At 50.9% G+C, this 15,673-nt stretch carries 12 protein-coding genes; all 12 read left to right on the forward strand.

All coding sequences use genetic code 11. The annotated features are described in order from the left end of the window. The first annotated feature begins 234 nt into the window (after window positions 1–234). The 12 genes from wbaP to brnQ all read left to right on the forward strand — a co-directional run bounded on the left by wbaP (window position 235) and on the right by brnQ (window position 15,196). Window positions 235–1,680, forward strand: coding sequence for an undecaprenyl-phosphate galactose phosphotransferase WbaP (wbaP, locus tag PGX44_RS12725; RefSeq protein WP_498855658.1), 1,446 nt, complete (start codon window positions 235–237; stop codon window positions 1,678–1,680). 179 nt (window positions 1,681–1,859) lie between these two features. After that, the gene (rfbA, locus tag PGX44_RS12730) at window positions 1,860–2,741 is read left to right on the forward strand and encodes a glucose-1-phosphate thymidylyltransferase RfbA (protein ID WP_498855659.1); all 882 of its coding nucleotides are present in this window, start codon (window positions 1,860–1,862) and stop codon (window positions 2,739–2,741) included. A 10-nt stretch (window positions 2,742–2,751) separates the two neighbouring features. Next, window positions 2,752–3,774: a dTDP-glucose 4,6-dehydratase gene (gene rfbB, locus PGX44_RS12735; RefSeq protein ID WP_498855660.1), complete on the forward strand. Its 1,023-nt coding sequence runs from the start codon at window positions 2,752–2,754 to the stop codon at window positions 3,772–3,774. Beyond that, window positions 3,771–4,694 carry a dTDP-4-dehydrorhamnose reductase gene (gene rfbD / locus PGX44_RS12740; RefSeq protein WP_498855661.1) on the forward strand — a complete coding sequence of 308 codons (924 nt, stop codon included), beginning with the start codon at window positions 3,771–3,773 and terminating at the stop codon, window positions 4,692–4,694. The genes rfbB and rfbD overlap by 4 nt, the downstream gene beginning before the upstream one ends. A gap of 4 nt (window positions 4,695–4,698) precedes the next feature. Further along, window positions 4,699–5,310: a dTDP-4-dehydrorhamnose 3,5-epimerase gene (gene rfbC, locus PGX44_RS12745; RefSeq protein ID WP_498855662.1), complete on the forward strand. Its 612-nt coding sequence runs from the start codon at window positions 4,699–4,701 to the stop codon at window positions 5,308–5,310. 44 nt (window positions 5,311–5,354) lie between these two features. Beyond that, a complete protein-coding gene (locus tag PGX44_RS12750; RefSeq protein ID WP_498855663.1) occupies window positions 5,355–6,791 on the forward strand; it encodes a flippase in 1,437 nt (478 codons plus the stop codon). A gap of 29 nt (window positions 6,792–6,820) precedes the next feature. After that, a complete protein-coding gene (locus tag PGX44_RS12755; RefSeq protein ID WP_498855664.1) occupies window positions 6,821–7,753 on the forward strand; it encodes a glycosyltransferase family 2 protein in 933 nt (310 codons plus the stop codon). 134 nt (window positions 7,754–7,887) lie between these two features. Next, window positions 7,888–9,417, forward strand: coding sequence for a cobyric acid synthase (locus PGX44_RS12760; protein ID WP_498855665.1), 1,530 nt, complete (start codon window positions 7,888–7,890; stop codon window positions 9,415–9,417). Then, window positions 9,414–10,358 (forward strand): adenosylcobinamide-phosphate synthase CbiB, encoded by a 945-nt coding sequence (gene cbiB, locus PGX44_RS12765; RefSeq protein WP_498855666.1) that lies wholly within the window; start codon window positions 9,414–9,416, stop codon window positions 10,356–10,358. The genes PGX44_RS12760 and cbiB overlap by 4 nt, the downstream gene beginning before the upstream one ends. Before the next feature lie 4 nt (window positions 10,359–10,362). Then, entirely contained in the window at window positions 10,363–11,232 is an 870-nt protein-coding gene (locus PGX44_RS12770; RefSeq protein ID WP_498855667.1) for a GHMP family kinase ATP-binding protein, read from the forward strand. A 1,148-nt stretch (window positions 11,233–12,380) separates the two neighbouring features. Beyond that, window positions 12,381–13,454, forward strand: coding sequence for a threonine-phosphate decarboxylase CobD (gene cobD, locus PGX44_RS12775; RefSeq protein WP_498855668.1), 1,074 nt, complete (start codon window positions 12,381–12,383; stop codon window positions 13,452–13,454). Window positions 13,455–13,855: 401 nt separating this feature from the next. Next, window positions 13,856–15,196, forward strand: a complete 1,341-nt coding sequence (brnQ, locus tag PGX44_RS12780; protein WP_498855669.1) for a branched-chain amino acid transport system II carrier protein — start codon at window positions 13,856–13,858, stop codon at window positions 15,194–15,196. Window positions 15,197–15,673: the final 477 nt, after the last annotated feature.

Genomic DNA, 15,673 nt, shown 5'->3' on the forward strand with positions numbered 1-15,673 from the left:
CACTACATGTTTATGGTACTAGTACGGCAAAGCCGGGAGAGAGGCCTAAAATAGCTTTCTCCGCTCCCCGGGGGAGAGAGGGCCATACACACCACATCCCAACCAAACCACACAAACCCACATTGACAGTGTTCCCTGTATATAGGTATAATAGAATGTATTCTTTTATCCACAAAAAGCAATATATTCATAAAACTTATATCAACCTAATCATACACAATGGGGAGTGTATCTATGCGTAAAGTTAATGCTTCGGGGAGTATTCCTTTCGAGAACAAATATAGCTTTTTTCTATTGCCCTTGGTGCTGGTGTGCGTCGATTATTTCGCCGTGTGGTGCGCTGAATGGGCCGCTTTTAGTTTACGGAATTTCTTGATTCCTTCGCCGGTGTTGCGGATTTCTTGGCTTAGTTCCCATGTCATCGGGCCGGCTGTGTTTTTGCTTTTTATGCAGATCAGTTCTCTTTACACGCGGCGCATGCAGTTTTGGCGCACCATGGCGGCGATTTTCCGGGTTACTGTGTATGCCATGGTGACGCTCATTTTGCTCATGTACGTTTGGGAAGTGGCTGGTAGTACGTCCCGTCTTTTTACGGGTTTCATGGCGATCTTTTCGTTTTGTTTTCTCGTTGCCTTCCGCTATGTGGCAAAGAAAATCTTCGAGCACTTCGGGATCCTTCAGATTCCGGTCCTCGTCTTAGGGGCTGGGAAGACGGCGGCTTTGGTCTTAGGTAACCTGAAGAGCGATGCCGGCTTGGGCTACGATTTCATTGGTTACCTGGAAGATAATACGCCGGAAGAGCCTGTAGCTTCCATGATGCCTTGTTTAGGCGGCTTTTGTGATGCCGAAAAGATCATTGAGGAAACGGGCGTGCGCCACGTTCTGGTTATCGCTCCGGGCCTGCATAACGACGGCATTCAAGACATCATTTACCGCTTACAGCCCTTGGTGAAGACCATTTCCTTCATTCCCGATATGGGCCGGGTACCCTTGGCAACTCTTGATATGGAAAGCCTCATCGATGGCCATATCGTGGCCTTTAGCGTGCGTAACAACCTGGCTCATTGGTACAACCGCTGGGTCAAGCGGGCCTTCGATATCGTCTGTACGACCTTGGGCCTCATCGCGTTGTCGCCTCTCTTCTTGGTCATTGCCCTTTGGATCTATCGCGATTCACCAGGGCCGGTCATCTTCAAGCACCGCCGTATCGGCAAGAACGGCAAGTCCTTCGATTGCTACAAATTCCGCAGCATGGTTATGGATGCTGACAAAAAGCTGGAAGAGCTCCTGGCTAAAGACCCGGCTATCCGCGCTGAATGGGAAAAAGACTTCAAGCTCAAAGACGACCCGCGTATTACGAAAAGCGGCGCCTTCCTGCGCAAGACCAGCCTGGACGAATTGCCCCAGCTCATAAATGTCCTTAAAGGAGAAATGAGCCTCGTCGGGCCGCGACCCATCATCCGCGACGAAGTCGAACGCTACGGCAAATGGATTGCAGATTTCTACATGGTCCGCCCCGGCGTTACCGGCATGTGGCAAACCAGCGGCCGCAGTGATGTCTCCTACGACGAACGCGTGCAAATGGATAGCTGGTACGTCCGCAATTGGAGCGTCTGGTTCGATATTGTCCTTATCTGGCGGACAGTTGGCGTTGTCTTAGGAAAAAAGGGAGCGTACTAAAAATATATAAGGTGAATTATTCAGACTCGTATAATAACAAGAATATGTTGTAAGGGAGCAAATTGATAGATAATTTATTTTCTATCAATTTGCTTTAGTGTGTTCTACATAACTCGAAATATGAAGTTAATTATTGTGTGCAAGAAATAAGAACATTCGAAAGATTGTGAGGTAACCATATGAAAGGTATCATCCTAGCTGGCGGCAGTGGCACGCGTTTGTATCCATTAACACGGGTCACATCGAAGCAATTGCTTCCAGTATATGACAAACCTATGATTTTCTATCCTTTGTCGACGCTCATGCTGGCAGGAATTCAGGATATTCTCATCATTTCTACGCCTAGTGATCTGCCTAATTTCGAACGCCTCTTAGGCGATGGCTCTCATTATGGAATTCGACTGTCTTATAAAGTACAGCCTTCCCCTGATGGCTTAGCTCAGGCCTTTATCTTAGGGGAAGATTTCATCGGTAATGATTCTTGTGCCATGATCTTAGGTGACAACATCTTTTACGGGGCCGGCTTGACGCGTCATTTAAAGGCTGCAGCCTCTATGGAAGCAGGAGCGACAGTTTTTGGCTATTACGTAGAAGATCCGGAACGCTTTGGCGTTATCGAATTCGATAAATCCGGCAAGGCCATTTCCATCGAAGAAAAACCGCAGCAGCCGAAGTCAAACTACGCCGTTACAGGCCTTTACTTTTATGACCATCACGTCTGCGAATACGCTAAACAAGTGAAGCCCTCGGCCAGAGGCGAACTGAAAATTACGGATCTAAATAAAATCTACCTGGAACAGGGCAACCTCCACGTCGTCACCTTAGGCCGTGGTTACGCCTGGCTCGATACGGGCACTATGGACTCCCTCTTTGCTGCCTCAGAATACGTGCGGGCCATTGAAACGCGCTCAGGGATCCACATTTCCATGCCTGAAGAAATTGCCTTCCAAAACGGCTGGATCGATCGGGAATCGTTGGCAGTCAGCGCCCGGGCCTATGGGAAATCGCCGTACGGCCAATATCTGCAAAAGGTCGTCGATGGCAAGGTTCTATTCGATTAAGGAGGCAAATATGAAAATACTCGTAACTGGTGGTGCTGGCTTCATTGGCGGCAATTTTGTCCACTATATGCTGCAGCAGCACCAGGAAGATCAGATCCTTTGTGTCGACAAGTTGACCTATGCCGGTAATCTCTCGACCTTGGCCGATGTTCTGGATCAGGATAACTTTACTTTCGTGCGCCTCGATATTTGCGATAGAGAAGGAATATACAATCTCTTTGAAAAAGAACGGCCTGACATCGTCATCAATTTCGCTGCTGAAAGCCACGTAGACCGGTCCATTGAAAATCCGGAAATCTTTCTCCAGACGAACATCATCGGCACGTCGGTCCTCATGGACGCCTGCCGTAAATACGGCATCGTCCGCTACCATCAGGTATCGACAGATGAAGTCTACGGCGATCTGCCCTTAGACCGGACGGACCTCTTTTTTACGGAAACGACGCCTCTCCATACGTCGAGCCCTTACAGCAGCTCGAAAGCCGGCGCAGACCTCCTGGTCCTGGCCTATCACCGGACGTATGGCTTGCCCGTCACCATTTCCCGCTGCTCCAACAACTACGGGCCTTACCATTTCCCGGAAAAGCTCATTCCCCTCATGATCATCAACGCCCTCCACGATCAGCCCTTGCCCATCTACGGCGATGGCTTAAACGTGCGCGATTGGCTCTATGTAGAAGACCATTGCAAGGCTATCGACCTCATCGTCCGGAAGGGTAGGACTGGGGAAGTCTACAACGTCGGCGGTCACAACGAAATGCGCAATATCGACATTGTAAAGCTCATTTGCCAGGAGCTTCATAAACCGGAAAGTCTCATTGCCCACGTGACGGATCGCAAAGGCCACGACCGTCGTTACGCCATCGATCCGACAAAGATTCACGACGAATTAGGCTGGCTCCCGGAAACGACCTTCGCCACAGGTCTCAAGAAGACTATCCAATGGTATCTGACCCATGAAGCTTGGTGGCAGGACATTATTTCCGGAGAATATCAGCAATATTACCAGACCATGTACGGAGGAAAAGTATGAGAGTATTCGTTACCGGTGTGAACGGCCAGCTAGGCTATGATACAGCCTTAGAACTCCTACGCCGCGGCCACGACGTTACCATGAGCGGCACGAAAGAAGCCTATAGCGGCCTCCCAGGCCCACTAGAAAAGGTACCTTATGTGCAGCTCGATATTACCGCTAGAGACCGTGTCCACGATGTTCTTACGTACGTAAAACCGGAGGCAGTCATCCATTGCGCTGCCTGGACCGCTGTCGACGCAGCAGAAGATGTGGAAAACAAAGAAAAAGTCTGGTCTGTCAACGTCTTAGGCACGCAATACATAGCCGAAGCCTGCCGGGATATAGACGCTGTCATGGTACATATCAGCACGGACTACGTCTTTAACGGCCAAGGGACGGAACCCTGGCCGGCTGATTGCCAGGACTTCGCACCTCTCAATGTCTACGGCGCATCCAAACTGGCCAGTGAAAAAGCAGTAGCCACTACGCTGCAGCGCTTCTTCATCGTCCGCATTGCCTGGGTCTTTGGCCCCAATGGGAAGAACTTCGTCAAGACTATGCTCAATCTGGGAAAAAACCACGACACGCTGCGCGTCGTAGCCGATCAAATCGGTACGCCCACCTATACGCCTGATGCGGCAATTACCTTAGCAGACATGATATTATCAGACAAGTATGGCTACTACCACGTCACCAACAGTGGCGGCTATCTTTCCTGGTACGATTTCGCCTGTGAAATCTTCCGCCAAGCCGGCTGTGACGTTCATGTCATTCCCGTGACGACAGCCGAATACGGTGCTGCCAAGGCTGCGCGGCCCTTTAATTCGCGTTTAGATACGAGCAAACTAGAGGCAATGGGGTTCGCATCCTTGCCGGCGTGGCAGGATGCGTTGCAACGCTATATTGCCTGGGAACAAGAAACAGAGAAAAGAGGCTAATACAATGGGACAGATCAAAGTAACGAAAAACGTAGGTGGCATCGAAGGCCTGTGTGTCATTGAACCGGCCGTCCACGGCGACGCCCGCGGTTATTTCATGGAAACATACAATCAAAAAGACATGGAAGAAGCAGGCTTCCACATCAACTTCGTTCAAGACAATCAGAGCAAATCCACAAAAGGCGTACTGCGGGGCCTCCACTTCCAAAAGCACTACCCCCAGTGCAAGCTCGTCCGCGCCGTACGCGGCAGCGTCTTCGACGTGGCCGTCGATTTGCGGCACCATTCCGATACCTATGGCAAGTGGTACGGCATTGAGCTGACCGAAGAAAATAAGAAGCAATTCCTCATTCCCGAAGGCTTTGCCCACGGTTTCCTCGTCCTCAGCGAAGAAGCTGAATTCTGCTACAAGGTCAATGACTTTTGGCATCCCAATGACGAAGGCGGCATGGCCTGGAACGATCCGGAAATCGGCATCATTTGGCCACAGGTTACAGGCGCCTATCCCGGCTCCGCCAGTGCAACTGGCTATACCCTGGCTGACGGCACGCCATTGAACCTCAGTGATAAAGATCAGCAGTGGCTGGGCTTGAAGGAAACCTTTGTTTTTGAATGATGAATGACAATTAAGGTGAAATTTAGGACATAGGAGTATAAGTAATGTCTAAAAGTATTACTAAAAACTACATCTATAATTTGAGTTATCAAGTGCTTACGTTGATTACTCCTTTTATTACGATACCTTATTTATCCCGTGTCCTGGGCCCTGATGGCATAGGTGAGTACAGCTTTACCTTTTCCATTGTCACCTACTTTGTCCTAGTGGCTAATCTGGGCGTTGCCAACTATGCCCAGCGGGAAATTGCTTACCATCAAGATGATGACTACGTATTGAGCCGTATCTTCTTTGAAGTGAATGTCTTGCGATTCGTGCTCGTCGGCGCCAGTATGGTCGTGTACTATTTCCTCGTTTCTTCGTGGCACGTATCCCATACGATTTATTGGCTCCAAGCCCTCAACATTGTAGCTGTCTTATTCGATATTTCCTGGTTCTTTCAGGGCTTGGAAGAGTTTGGCAAGATCGTATTCCGTAACTTCCTCGTGCGCATTGCCAACGTCGTCCTCATTTTCGTCCTTATTCATGAACCGGCAGATCTTTTAGCCTATACGGCTCTCATGGGGGCAATGAATATCATTTCCGGCGTCTTGATCTGGTTCTATGTGCCCCAATACGTGCACAAGGTGTCCGTGAAGAAATGGAAGCCTTTTCGTAATTTTAGCGTTATTTTACAGCTCTTTTTGCCCCAGATTGCCATTCAGATTTATGTCGTCATGGATAAGACACTGCTTGGCGTATTAGCCGGTTCTTACGCAGAAAATGCCTATTATGAACAGGCTGACAAAATCGTCAAGCTTCTCCTTACTATTGCCACGTCTTTGGGGACGGTCATGTTGCCGCGCATTTCCTATGCCTATGCCCATGGCTTAAAGGAAGACGTAGAGCGCTACATGATGCGGTCCTATCGCTTTACGTGGTTTCTTACGATCCCCATGTGCTTAGGCCTCATGGCCGTAGCACCGAGCTTTGTCCCTTGGTTCTTTGGCCCAGGCTATGGACCGGTGACGACGGTCTTACAGGTTATCAGTGGCATTATCATTGCCATCGGCCTTAGCAACGTGACGGGCATTCAATACTTAATCCCTACGAACCGGCAAAATGAATTGACCTTGTCCGTCACCATGGGGGCTATTTTTAATCTTTGTTTGAACCTATATATGATTCCCCGTTATCAAGCTTTGGGCGTAGCACTGGCGACACTGCTGACAGAATGGTTGGTAACCATTGTTCAGTTTTACATGGTGCGACATGATCTTCATCTAAAGCGTATTCTTTCTATGTCACGTATGTATTGGCTAGTTGGAATAATTATGTTCATCATGGTATATGCCATGGGTCAATATGCAAGGCCTACATTCTTTTATACAGTTATAATCTCCTCGGTTGGCGGAATCGTATATTTTATAGGACTACTTGTCTTAAAAGATAATCTGATTTATGCTGTACTTGATAAAGTGAAGAGTAAATTACATATCTAAAGTATACTTATAAAGGTTGGAAGCTGTCTATGTCACAATTACTATCCCTTGTCGTCCCTTGCTACAACGAAGAGGCGACCATTGAAATCTTCTACAACGAAATACTGAAGTACGAAAAGCAGATTGATGCGGACATCGAATTCTGCTTTATCGATGACGGCAGCCGCGACAAGACACTGTCCATTCTGCGCCAGTTGCATGCAAAGGATGAAAGGGTGCACTACATTTCCTTTTCCCGCAATTTCGGCAAGGAAGCGGGCCTTTACGCTGGCCTTTCCATGGCTAAGGGCGATTACGTAGCTACTATGGACGTAGACCTCCAGGATCCGCCGTCCCTCTTGCCTAAGATGTGGCGTATGCTCCATACAGAAGGGGAGGAAATCGACTGCATCGCTACGCGCAGAGATACGCGCACAGGCGAACCGGTCTTGCGTTCCTTCTTTGCCAAACTCTTTTATAAATTCATCAACGCCATTTCTAAGACGAACATCGTCGATGGCGCCAGGGATTTCCGCATGATGTCCCGGCAAATGGTAGACGCCGTCGTGGCCGACCGGGAATACAACCGCTTTTCCAAGGGTATCTTCAGCTGGGTAGGCTTCCGTACGGTCTGGCTTTCCTATGACAATATCGAACGCAGTGCCGGTGAGACGAAATGGTCCTTTTGGAACCTCTTCCGTTATTCCATTGAAGGCATCTTAGCCTATACAGTCGTCCCTCTCTATGCAGCGTCTGTCCTGGGCATCATCATGTGCGTCCTATCATTCCTGGCCTTAGCCTTCATTTTCATCCGTTCCTGTATTTGGGGCAATAATGTTGCGGGCTGGTCGTCCCTAGTCTGCATCATTACCTTCTTAGGCGGTATTATGATGCTCAGCCTCGGTATTATCGGTCTTTATTTATCAAAAATCTATTTGGAAACGAAGAAGCGGCAAGTCTATATCGTCCGGGAGCAGAAATGAAAACCTTATAGTGCTATCAAATTCTCAGGGTGCCGTCGTCACGGCATCCTGTTTTTTACGGTCTCATTCGTTGACGTAACAGACGCCCTCTGTCTATAATAGTTATATTGTAATCAACAAAGGTGGTGCAACCATTGGCAAGATATATTATGCTTCAAGGCACGAGCTCCCACGTGGGCAAGAGCGTCCTCGCTACGGCTTTGTGCCGGATTTTTTATCGCAGAGGCCAGCGCGTCGTCCCGTTTAAGGCGCAAAACATGGCCCTTAATTCCTACGTCACCAAAGAAGGCCTGGAAATGGGCCGGGCCCAAGTGGCGCAAGCCGAAGCAGCGGGCTTAGAGCCGTCTGTAGAAATGAACCCTGTCCTCCTCAAACCGACGGGGAACAGCTGCTCCCAGGTCATCATCGATGGCCGTCCCTTAGGCAACATGTCCGCCTGGGACTACCATACAGGCTATGCCCTCAAGGCCTTTAACGCCGTCAAGGCAGCCTTGGCTAAACTCGAAGAAAACTACGATACGATCGTCATCGAAGGTGCCGGCAGTCCGGCTGAAGTAAACCTTCACGATCATGATATCGTCAACATGCGCGTCGCCAAGTACGCCCAGGCGCCGGTCCTCCTCGTCGCCGATGTCGACCGGGGCGGTTCCTTAGCCGCCCTCGTAGGCACGCTGGAGCTTTTAGAACCGGACGAACGGGACCTCGTCCGGGGCCTCATTGTCAACCGCTTCCGCGGCGATATCAGCCTCTTTGACCCAGCAGTAGCCTTCCTGGAACAAAAGACAGGCAAGCCCGTCCTAGGCGTCATTCCCTACCTTGAAGACTTAGGCATTGACGAAGAAGACTCAGTCTCCTTAGAAGACAAGCAAAGTCTGCCTGCAGCTGGTGACCTGCAAATCGCCGTCATCCGCTTGCCGAAAATCTCCAACTTCACCGATTTCGACAGCTTAGCAGAAGAGAAGGACGTAAGCCTTTATTACGTAAGCGACGCCGGCAGCCTGGGCCAGCCGGACCTGATCATCCTGCCGGGCAGTAAGAATACGACAGGCGATTTGCAATGGCTCCGCCAGAGCGGCGTAGCTGCCGCCATAAAAGAACGATATCGTAACGGCACGCCCCTCATCGGCATTTGCGGCGGCTACCAAATGCTGGGCACGGCTATTTACGACCCTTTACACACGGAAACGGATTGCGATTCTATAGAAGGCTTAGGCCTTTTGCCGGTGGAAACGACCTTTGCTGCGGCGAAAGCAACCTATCAGGTTACAGCCCAGTGGCAGGCGCTGCCCTTCTTGGAAGCAACCCTTACGGCACCGTCCCTGAAAGGCTACGAAATCCACATGGGCCAGACGACCGTCGCTGATCGGGAATTATCCCAGCTCACCGTCACCAGCCGTTCCGGCCAGCCCTGTGCTCTCAAGGCCGGCACGGCCCTCAAGGATGGCCAGGCCTTTGGCACGTACGTCCACGGCCTCTTCGACAACGACCAGTTCCGCCGGGACCTGCTCAACACCTTGCGCCAGCACAAGGGCCTGCCGCCCTTAGGGGCAGACCTGCGCTATGACGACGAAAAAGAACGGCGTTACGACCGCCTGGCCCGCATCGTCGCCGCCCACTTAGACCTGGACAAGCTGGATGCCATCATGCGTGAGGCACACCCATGACGACGTGTATTGCAGCCTTTTTCCTCGATCTGATCATCGGCGATCCGCAGACACGTCTCCATCCCGTCGCCTTGTTAGGACGCCTGATCGGCTGGCTGGACCGTTTCTTTTACCAAAAGACATCCTCTCCCAGAGTGCAGCTCATTGCCGGCGCCATAGTCGTAGCCATCGTCCTCTTAGTGACGTGGAACGTCGTCCTCATCCTGCTCTGGGGCCTCGGAAAAATCGGTAATTGGTACGTCTCCGTAGCCGTTCAAGCATTGGTCCTCAGCTTTACCATTTGTCCGCGCAGCCTGGCCCAGGCCGGCACGGCTATCCGCCGCCTCTTGGAACACCATAATCTGGCCCAGGCCCGCCAGCGCGTAGGCTGGATCGTCGGTCGTGATACAGAAAACCTGGACGAAGAGGAGATCACCAGGGCCACTGTAGAAACAGTAGCGGAAAACACGACAGACGGTATCGTCTCGCCCTTGTTCTATTACGCCTTAGGCGGCCTGCCCTTGGCCGTCCTCTACCGGGCTATAAACACGATGGACTCCATGTTGGGCTATAAGAATGAAAAATACCTCTATTTCGGCCGTGCCGCCGCCCGTCTCGATGACGTAGCCAACTTTATTCCGGCCCGCATTACAGGCGTCTTGACGGTCGTAGCTGCCTTTTTATTGTGCTTCCACTGGCGCCAGGCCTGGCAGATCATGGGCCGCGATGCCCATAAGCATCCCAGCCCCAATGGCGGCTGGGCCGAAGCCTCTGTAGCCGGCGCCTTGGGCATCCGCCTGGGCGGCTACAACAGCTACTTCGGAAAGACCACCTTCCGGGCCTACATGGGCGATCCCATTCATCCCTTGCGGGCTCGTCACATCCGGCAGGCCATCAGTCTCATGTATACCGTCACTATCCTGGCGGTCATGTTGACGGCCCTGGCCTGGCTGGGGAGGTGACGCCGTGCACCTATCCGTCTCCGTCCCCGGCTCGTGCGGCGAATTCATTCAAGGCCGCTGGCACGGCACGCCCTTTTTGCTCACCTGTCCCATCGACCTCTACAGCACGGCTACCGTGCGCGAAGGCGAGCAAGGGCCCTTGCAAGCTAAAGCAAAAGCAGCCTTGGCCGCTACCTTAGCCTATCTGGGCCAGCCGGCCTTTCCCTACAGCCTCTCCGTCCAATCGCAGCTGCCACCGGGAAAAGGCATGGCCTCCAGCACAGCCGACATTGCCGCCGTCAGCGTCGCCGTCGCCACAGCCCTAGGGAAGACCCTCTCAGCAGCAGAAATAGGGCACCTCGCCGCTACTATCGACGCCGTAGACGGCGTCTTCGCCCACAACCTGGCCTTAGTCAACTACAGCACCGGTGACATTATGCGTACGTACGGCCCTGTACCGCCCATGAAAATTGCCATCTTAGACACCGGCGGCACCGTCCAAACAGAAGACTTTCACGCCGCCACAGACCAGCTCGTACCACAGCACACAGAAGCAGCAGCCCAGGCCCTGGCCAGCCTGAAAGACCAGGTGACAGCAGAAACACTAGGCAAAGCTGCCACGCGCAGCGCCATAGCGCACCAGCCATACCTGCCCAAACCGGACCTGGAACAACTCATCAGCCTGGCCAATCAACACGGCGCCCTAGGCATCAACACAGCCCACAGCGGCACCATCTGCGGCATCCTCTTCCCGGCAGATAGAAGAGAAGCAGACATAGAAGAAACAGCCAAGACCATAGCCGGCAACCTTGGCACCTACACCTACTACCGCACAGTCCGCCTCATCAGCGGCGGCGTGCGCATCCAAAAGGAGGGAATCCATGCAACCCTTTGAACACGGAGGCAACATCTACAACGACCCAAGCAAACAATGGCTTGATTAACGAGGGAACACCCCTGCACCAGTCAGCATACAGGGCAACCTGTATGACCAGTGGCCAAGGCCACGCCAAACTATCTGAATTGCTGGAAACTCCTAAAGACAGCAGAGCCACAACGCAAGGTTGAAACAAACCTAAACGTGAAGGCCGCGAAAGCAGAAAAAATCTACTGTATAGCATACGGTCAAACCCTACGTGCCAGAAAAAATGGACAATCAGCAGCCAAGGCCCGAACAAGGCAAGGTTCAACGACTATTCCCAAAAGGAAGTAGGTGCAAGCGCACCGAAGCGGATAGGCCCTGAAAAGGGATAAGATATAGTCTATGCTTGCACGAAAGTGCAAGAAGTTCAAAAAAGAGAACTGCACGGGCCCAGCGCACCCGTGTGAAACTTTGCTTTCCCTGGGGGGGAAAGTACCCATTGCAAAGCAATGGGGGATAGAGGCGAAACTAGTAGCTCTAACGTTGATGCAATGAAGCGTTAGCGAAGTCGGGATAGAGGCGAAACCAGTAGTAATAACGTTGGCTTTCCCCATTTTTGCCTTCCCCATGGTGGGCACAGCATGCCTGTGTGCATGCTGTGGTTCCTGCGTCCGCAAAAAGGACGCAGGAAGGGGAACAGGTGGGCGCGAAGCGCTCGGGAGAAGCGTATCGTGCCTGTGCGCACGATACGGCCTAACTACTACTAGATTGAAGCAATTCAATCTAGTAGCCAATTAGTAGCTCTAACGTTGGCTTTCCCCTTATAGGGGAAAGTGGGCGCGGCTTCGTCCGCGGTCGATAGAGGGTAATTACAAAAATTATTTTTATAATAAAATTATGGTTTCTGCATTGGCCCTCTCTCCCCGGTAACGCTAACGCTTCCGGTACTCTCGTCCCCTTCATGCGGCCTGTCGCGGCCGCACGAACCACAACGCCCACACAGGGGCGTTGTGCCTTGTGAGGAGAAAGCCATCGCTTCACATACCTTAAAATATATAGAGAGAGCTTTCTATATAAAAAACTGTGATTTAAGATATGCGAGCAGAAAGCTTTCCCCTTATAGGGGAAAGTGGGCGCGGCTTTGTCCGCGGTCGATAGAGGGTAATTACAAAAATTATTTTATGCAATCCCTCTATCCCGGCTTCGCCGTACTTTCCCCTCTGGGAAAGCAAAATCAGTACAGTGCAAATATTAATCCCTTGGGTCTTTCTTTATCTGTAAAAAACACAATTCTTTCTCACATAAACTCCATCATTCATTACCCGGATCCGGAGTGCCGGGAGCTTCGGGCTGCTATTTCTTCTTTCTATAGCCTCGAAACCTCGTTCATCCTGCCTGGGAATGGTGCAGCGGAGCTGCTGTACCTTCTTATGGAGGTTCTGCGTCCTAAGCGGGTTTTGATTCCGGCTCCTTCTTTTAGTGAGTATGCCCGGGCGGCTGTGTCTGTTCATGCCGACGTGGTGTATTGGCCTCTTCAGGTGGAGACGGGGTTCCAGCCGGATTTAGTAGCTTTGACTGCAGAGGCCTGTCACTTCGATTGCTTGTTCTTAGCGAATCCCAACAATCCTACAGGGAATTTACTGCCTCGTCGTGAGGTCATACAGCTCTTGGAATCCTTGCAGAACACAGACACGTACGTCGTCATGGATGAGTCGTTCATCGATTTCCGCAGCGATGGAGGGGAGTATAGCGTTGCCGATTTGGTGCGCTCCTATCCCCGTCTTATAGTTCTCCATTCTCTGACGAAAATCTTTGCACTACCAGGCCTGCGTTTAGGCTTTGCCGTGGCTGCACCAGAACTGGTCACCGCGGCAGAGGCCCATACCGACGTGTGGCACGTCAATGTCCTGGCCCAGGCGGCCGGTGTCGCGGCTTTACAGGATACAGAATATTTAGCTCGGACACAGTCCTTTGTAGAGGCCGAAGGAAACTATCTTTATGGCGAGCTCCAAAAGCTGCCGGACCTCCGCGTTTGGCCGCCGTCGGTCAATTTTATACTCGTCCAGAGTTTGCGCCAAGACCTGCCGGCCCATATGTTAAGGGAGCACCTTCAAAATAAAGGCATTCTCCTACGTGATTGTGGGAACTATCCCGGTCTTACGCCGTATTTCTTTAGACTCGCTGTCCGCACGCGGCGTGAAAACGAGCGCCTCATCCATGACCTGCGCGCTTGTTTGACCGCGAAAGACACGTAAAAACCGCTATAAATAGCATAGCTCAATCATAACAAAACGCAGCATCTAAGATTTTAGGGGCTGTTAATTTTTTGTTTACAAGAACAGGAAAAATGACCGGTTTTCCCCTAAAAATCGATTGAAAAATAGTAGCATACAAGATAATTTGAAAAAACAAGACTTAAAATTTTAAAACTTTTGCACAGTAATGGCCAGTAAACAGAAAAGATTGAACCATATTTCACTTTTATATTAAAACAAAATGAGAAGAACGTTAAAAAGCGGTTAAACATTTAAAATATCAATAACAAAAGTAGATATATTTAAATTTTTATGATAAAATGTAGTAAACAACAATTGAAGCGGCCTTCGAAGCGTGCTCACTGATTCTTGTTTTTATCTATTGTTAGGAGGTAAGACGTATGGGTGCAAAAAAAGGTAATCGAACTATTGCGATAGGCTTAATGCTTTTCGCCCTGTGGTTTGGCGCAGGGAACTTAATCTTCCCGGCTTCCATGGGTCAGGCAGCTGGTACCAACGTATGGTATGCCGTCGGTGGCTTCGTCATTACAGGCGTAGGCTTGCCGTTACTGGGCGTACTGGCCATGGGCTATTCCGGCTGCAGCAACCTGCAGGAACTGACCAACCGCATTGACAAGAGATATGCTATTTTCTTTACTGTTATTTCGTACTTAGCCATTGGCCCGGCTTTCGCTATTCCTAGAACCGGCACGGTTTCTTATGAAATCGCCGTTCGCCCGCTGCTCAATAATGGCGGCAGCGATCCGATTATGTGGGCCTTCCTCGTTGTTTTCTTCATCATCACCTGGTGGCTCTCCATCAGCCCGGCCAAACTGGTTGACCGTATCGGCAAGATCCTCACGCCGGCACTGCTCCTGACCATCCTGGCCCTGATCGTAAAATCCCTTGTAACACCTATGGGCGTACCTCAGGCACCGCTCGCGAAATACGCAACAGGCATTATGGCTCTGTCCCAGGGCGCTATTGACGGGTACAACACCCTCGATGCTATCGCAGCCTTCGTCTTCGCCATCTTGGTCATTGAATTCGTAAAAGAAGACGGCGCTACGACAAAAGAAGAAGTAACCCGCGAAGTATTCAAAGCCGGCGGCCTCGCCGTTAGCCTCTTAGCCTTCGTATACGTCTTCGTAGCTTACTTAGGCGCTCAGTCCGTACAAGCCATTGGCATGCAGGAAACAGGTGCTCCGGTTCTGTCCCTTAGCGCACAGATCCTCTTCGGTTATGGCGGTGCCCTCCTCTTGGCAGTCATCGTACTCCTGGCCTGTCTCTCCACATCCATCGGCCTCGTAACCTCTTGCGCAGCGTACTTCCATCAGCTCATCGGTCACGCTAGCTTCAAGACCTACGTAACCATCTTTGCCGTAGCCTCCTTCCTCGTAGCTACAGCAGGCCTGAAGACCATCATCGTCGCAGCTATTCCGGTCCTGATGTTCGTATATCCTCTCGTAGTATCCAACATCATCCTGACCTTCACACACAACCTCTTCGGCGGCCGCCGCTGCGTATGGGTATGCTCCACAGCCTTCACCTTCGTACCGGCCCTCGTCACAGGCTTACAGACCGCTAAAATCGGCCTTGGCCCGGTAGATGCTATATTTGAAGGATTACCGCTCCATTCCCTCGGCATGGACTGGATCCCCTTCTTAGTAGTAGGTTTCATCATAGGCCTCATCTACAAAGCAATAGTCCCCGATAAAGACGCACAGACTGAAGAAGCGTAAGACAAGTTGCTGAAGACTCAAAGACAAGTAAATAAGTGTTAAATGAAGCCCGTATCCAATAGAACGTGAACCCTGTTGGATACGGGCTTTGGCTTTCCCATTTGCCTTCTCTGGGGAGAAGGCGTATCGTGCCTGTGTGCACGATACGGCAACGGCGACGGAAGCGTGGTTCGCAACGCACCTGTGTGGGCATTGCGCCGTCAATACTCCAAGATTAAAAAATTCAATCTTGGAGGAAATGTGCACATCACGGAGTTACTACCTAATACTTGAATGAAATCAAGTATTGAGCCAATTAGTAGCAATGACCTGGATCCCATCCAGCTTAATAACTGGGGATAGAGGGCGTGAGAATAAAATGTAATGTTGTGTATAAATAATAAATTTAGTAGGTACCCTCTATCGACCGCTTCGCGGGCACTAGTACCATAAACTTGTAGTGAATAGGTCGCTCCTATCCGCTGCACTTATAGTTTA

The sequence above is a fragment of the Caecibacter sp. AF58-12pH5A genome, assembly GCF_027681725.1.
Lineage (GTDB): Bacteria > Bacillota > Negativicutes > Veillonellales > Megasphaeraceae > Megasphaera > Megasphaera hominis.

Bases quoted from the DNA above. Each gene is read 5' to 3' on its own strand.
- rfbA (WP_498855659.1), top strand. From the start codon at position 1,860: ATGAAAGGTATCATCCTAGCTGGCGGCAGTGGCACGCGTTTGTATCCA.
- PGX44_RS12755 (WP_498855664.1), top strand. From the start codon at position 6,821: ATGTCACAATTACTATCCCTTGTCGTCCCTTGCTACAACGAAGAGGCG.
- wbaP (WP_498855658.1), top strand. From the start codon at position 235: ATGCGTAAAGTTAATGCTTCGGGGAGTATTCCTTTCGAGAACAAATAT.
- rfbC (WP_498855662.1), top strand. From the start codon at position 4,699: ATGGGACAGATCAAAGTAACGAAAAACGTAGGTGGCATCGAAGGCCTG.
- rfbD (WP_498855661.1), top strand. From the start codon at position 3,771: ATGAGAGTATTCGTTACCGGTGTGAACGGCCAGCTAGGCTATGATACA.
- PGX44_RS12750 (WP_498855663.1), top strand. From the start codon at position 5,355: ATGTCTAAAAGTATTACTAAAAACTACATCTATAATTTGAGTTATCAA.
- rfbB (WP_498855660.1), top strand. From the start codon at position 2,752: ATGAAAATACTCGTAACTGGTGGTGCTGGCTTCATTGGCGGCAATTTT.
- cobD (WP_498855668.1), top strand. From the start codon at position 12,381: ATGCAATCCCTCTATCCCGGCTTCGCCGTACTTTCCCCTCTGGGAAAG.
- brnQ (WP_498855669.1), top strand. From the start codon at position 13,856: ATGGGTGCAAAAAAAGGTAATCGAACTATTGCGATAGGCTTAATGCTT.
- cbiB (WP_498855666.1), top strand. From the start codon at position 9,414: ATGACGACGTGTATTGCAGCCTTTTTCCTCGATCTGATCATCGGCGAT.